Origin of the sequence: Mesorhizobium sp. M2A.F.Ca.ET.037.01.1.1 (assembly GCF_003998075.1) — a bacterium.
Lineage (GTDB): Bacteria > Pseudomonadota > Alphaproteobacteria > Rhizobiales > Rhizobiaceae > Mesorhizobium.
This window is the reverse complement of record NZ_RZSA01000726.1, coordinates 1-3,556: the sequence shown is the minus strand read 5'-3', so window position 1 is coordinate 3,556 and position 3,556 is coordinate 1. Positions and strand designations below refer to the sequence as shown.

General features: G+C 65.4%; 4 protein-coding genes. 2 read left to right on the top strand and 2 right to left on the bottom strand.

From position 1 onward, the window contains the following. The coding region (locus EOA27_RS27790; RefSeq protein WP_127257756.1) for a hypothetical protein at window positions 1–395 on the top strand (395 nt) is incomplete at its 5' end. A 184-nt stretch (window positions 396–579) separates the two neighbouring features. Beyond that, window positions 580–1,641: an alpha/beta hydrolase gene (locus tag EOA27_RS27785; protein WP_126080793.1), complete on the top strand. Its 1,062-nt coding sequence runs from the start codon at window positions 580–582 to the stop codon at window positions 1,639–1,641. Window positions 1,642–1,938: 297 nt separating this feature from the next. On the opposite strand, the gene pyk is transcribed toward EOA27_RS27785, so the two are convergent. Both pyk and EOA27_RS27770 read right to left on the bottom strand, forming a co-directional pair. Further along, a complete protein-coding gene (gene pyk, locus EOA27_RS27775; RefSeq protein ID WP_126080792.1) occupies window positions 1,939–3,366 on the bottom strand; it encodes a pyruvate kinase in 1,428 nt (475 codons plus the stop codon). Next, a partial coding sequence (locus EOA27_RS27770; RefSeq protein ID WP_127257754.1) for a DUF1036 domain-containing protein occupies window positions 3,363–3,556 on the bottom strand: 194 nt, incomplete at its 5' end. The genes pyk and EOA27_RS27770, both read right to left, overlap by 4 nt.

Below are 3,556 nucleotides of genomic sequence, written 5' to 3'. Positions count from 1 at the left end.
GTGCCATCCCGCTGCTGATCGTGCCTTTCGTCCTCTACAATCTCGGCCTGCTCGGATTGTTCGGCGGCGGCGACGACCCCTGGATGACCGAGATGTTCTCCTTCCGCATGATGTCGGGCGGCGTCTTCTCCATGACGCTCGGCGACCTGATGGTGCTGATCGGGCTGATCTTTCTGTTCGTCGAGATCTCGAAATCGGTGCGCACGACCAATGCCTCGATCCTGGATCACCTTCTGTCGACGCTGGTCTTCATCGCCTTTCTCGTCGAGTTCCTGCTGGTGAAGGGCGCGGCGCACTCCGTCTTCTTCACGCTGATGATCATCGCGCTGTTCGACGTGCTGGCCGGCTTCTCCGTGTCGATGCGATCGGCAAGCCGCGACATCAATCTGAACTAGCCCCGGCACGGAAGTTCAGACGGGCTGCTCCCGTTGCTGGATGGCATGCGTTGACGATTGGCGGAGACCTCCGGCTCGCGCGCACCACGGCAGCGTGACAGATTCCGGCTGCCAACGCAGCCTCAACCTGTCAAGATCGCCTGACCGCTGAACCAGATCTTCACCTGCCCTCGTATCTCACCGCATGAACCTCATCGGCGCCGCGCTCCTCTTCCTCATCGCACTCCTCTTTGCCCTGGCCGGCATCACCCGCGCCGGCGTCTGGCTGATCGAGCGACGCAGTCCGCCAGCCGGCGAGTTCGCCGAGGTCAACGGCGCGCGCATCCATTATGCCCATATCCCGGCACCTGCCGGCGCCGACCTGACGCCGCTCGTCTTCATCCATGGCGCCAGCGCCAACCTCAAGGACCAGATGCTGCCGCTGAAGCCGCTGCTCGAGGGCCGCGCCGAGATGCTGTTCCTCGACCGCCCGGGCCTCGGCTGGTCGCGGCGCGGCAACAACGAAACTCTGGCCGCGCAGGCCGATACGATCGCGGCGCTGATGGACCGCCTCGGCATTGCAAAGGCCATTGTCGTTGCGCATTCCTTCGGCGGCGCGATCACCACGGCTTTCGCCCGCCAGCATCCAGAAAAAACAGCGGGTCTCGTCTTCGTGTCACCGGCCACGCATCCCTGGCCGGGCGGCGCGACCGCCTGGTACTACAAGCTCACCGCCATGCCGGTGGTCGGCTGGCTGTTTTCCGAAACGCTCGCCTATCCGGCCGGCATGCTGCGGATCGGCGATGCGACGGCTTGCGTCTTCTCCCCCAACACCCTGCCGGACTTCTACCTCCAGAACGCCTCGATCCCGCTGGTGCTCAGGCCATCCGCCTTTCGCGCCAACGCACGCGATGTCGCCCAGCTCCACGACTATGTCCGGGCCGCCTCTCCCGCTTACCGGGAGATCAAGGCGCCGACCGTCGTCATCTCGGGCGACCGCGACAAGGTGGTCTACGCGACGATCCACTCCGTCGGCCTCGAGCGCGACATTCCCGGGGCCGAACTGGTTTGGGTCCGCAATCTCGGCCACAAGCCGGACTGGATCGCACCCGATCTCGTGGTCGGCGCGATCGAGAGGGTGGCCGGCGCGCCGATCGACTTGCAGGCAATGGCAAGGACCGTGGAAGGCCGTATCGCCGGTGATGCCCATAACGACGGAAAATGCCCCGACATCAAAGTGCCCGACGCCGAGCTCGCGCCGACCTGATGAGCTTGTATTGCAGTCGCCAACGACCTCACGTCGGCGCTGCCCCTCATCGCCCTGCCGGGCACTTCTCCCCGTATAGTGACGGGGAGAAGGAGCGCCGCATCGACGATTTCGCCAATCGCCAACGTAGCAGGAACGGCGCCAAGTTTGCGGCCAGCCTCTTCTCCCCGTCACTATACGGGGAGAAGGTGCCGGCAGGCGGATGAGGGGCAGCGCCGACCCTGAAAGCTTTCATGTCGCGATCGCGACGGCGTGCCTTGCGGCTAGTCACTCGGCAACTGACCCAGCCACTGGCCGCTAATGCGTGTCCGACCCGATATACGCAATCCGCAGCATATTGGTCGATCCGGGCGTCCTGAGCGGCACGCCGGCCGTGATGATGACGCGGTCGCCAGGCTTGCCGAAACCTTCTTCCAGCGCGATCCGGCAGGCCCGGTCGACCATGTCGTCGAGGTCGGTAGCATCCTCCGAAACCACGCAATGCGTGCCCCACAGCAGCGACAGGCGGCGTGCCGTGCTGAGGATCGGCGACAGCGCCACGATCGGCACCTGCGGGCGCTCGCGCGCGGCGCGCAGCCCGGTCGTGCCGGACGCGGTGTAGGAAATGATCGCCGATAGTTTCAGCGTCTCGGCGATCTCGCGAGCGGCCAGCGAAATGGCGTCGGCCCCGGTCGCCTCGGGTTCCGAACGCTGCGCGTTGATGATGCCGGCATAGGTCGGGTCGGTTTCGACCTTGGTGGCGATGCGGTTCATCATGCCGACAGCTTCGACCGGATAGGCGCCGGCCGCGGATTCGGCCGAAAGCATGATTGCGTCGGCGCCCTCGAACACGGCGATCGACACGTCGGAGACCTCGGCGCGGGTCGGCACCGGCGCGGTGATCATCGATTCCAGCATCTGTGTGGCAATCACCACCGGCTTGCCGGCGCGCCGCGCCGCGCGCGTGATCTGCTTCTGGATGCCGGGCACGGCTTCGATCGGCATCTCGACGCCGAGATCGCCGCGGGCGACCATCAGCGCATCGGAGAGATCGATGATTTCGGGAAGCCTGGCCACCGCCTGCGGCTTCTCGATCTTGGCCATGATCAGCGCCCGCCCGCGCGCGATCTTGCGCGCTTCCGCCAGATCCTCCGGCCGCTGCACGAAGGACAGCGCCACCCAGTCGACGCCCGTGGCAAGCACCGCGTCGAGATCGGCGCGGTCCTTGTCGGTCAGCGCGCCGACCGGCAGGTCGGTGTCGGGCAGGCTGACGCCCTTCTTGTCGGAGATTCCGCTACCGGCAACGACGGTGCAGGTGATCGACTTGCCGTCGGCCTTCACCGCCTTCAGCTCCAGCTTGCCGTCATCGATCAAAAGTCTGTGACCGGCCTCGACCGAGCTCAGGATTTCGGGATGCGGCAGGTACACGCGCTTCGACGTGCCGGGCTCGGGATTGTCGTCGAGCGTAAAGGTCTGGCCGACAGTCAGCGCTTCCTTGCCGTTGGCGAACTTGCCCACCCTGAGCTTCGGACCCTGCAAATCGGCGAGAATGCCGATCGGCCGGCCGACGGCGGCCTCGACGGCGCGGATGCGCCCGACCAGCGTGCGCATCAGCTCGTGGTCGGTATGGCTCATATTGATGCGGAAGACATCGGCGCCCGCTTCGAAGAGCTTCTTCAGCATTTCCTCGGAGGAGGAAGCCGGACCGATGGTGGCGAGGATCTTGACCTTGCGGTTGCGTCTCATTGACTGTTTGTTCCCGGAGCGGGGGTCGCTGGCGCGCCTCCCGTTGCGGGCTCGTCGGTCAGCTGGACCATCCAGCTGGCCTGCTCGCCCGTGTCATATTCTTGGAATCCGGCGCGTTGGAAGCCCCGAGCGACGCAATCATTCACGCCGGCGATCTTGAACTCTTTTTCGGCGACGCACATGTTGATCG

Excerpts from the sequence above, each read along its gene's own strand:
- pyk (WP_126080792.1), bottom strand. The coding sequence starts at position 3,366 with ATGAGACGCAACCGCAAGGTCAAGATCCTCGCCACCATCGGTCCGGCT.
- EOA27_RS27785 (WP_126080793.1), top strand. The coding sequence starts at position 580 with ATGAACCTCATCGGCGCCGCGCTCCTCTTCCTCATCGCACTCCTCTTT.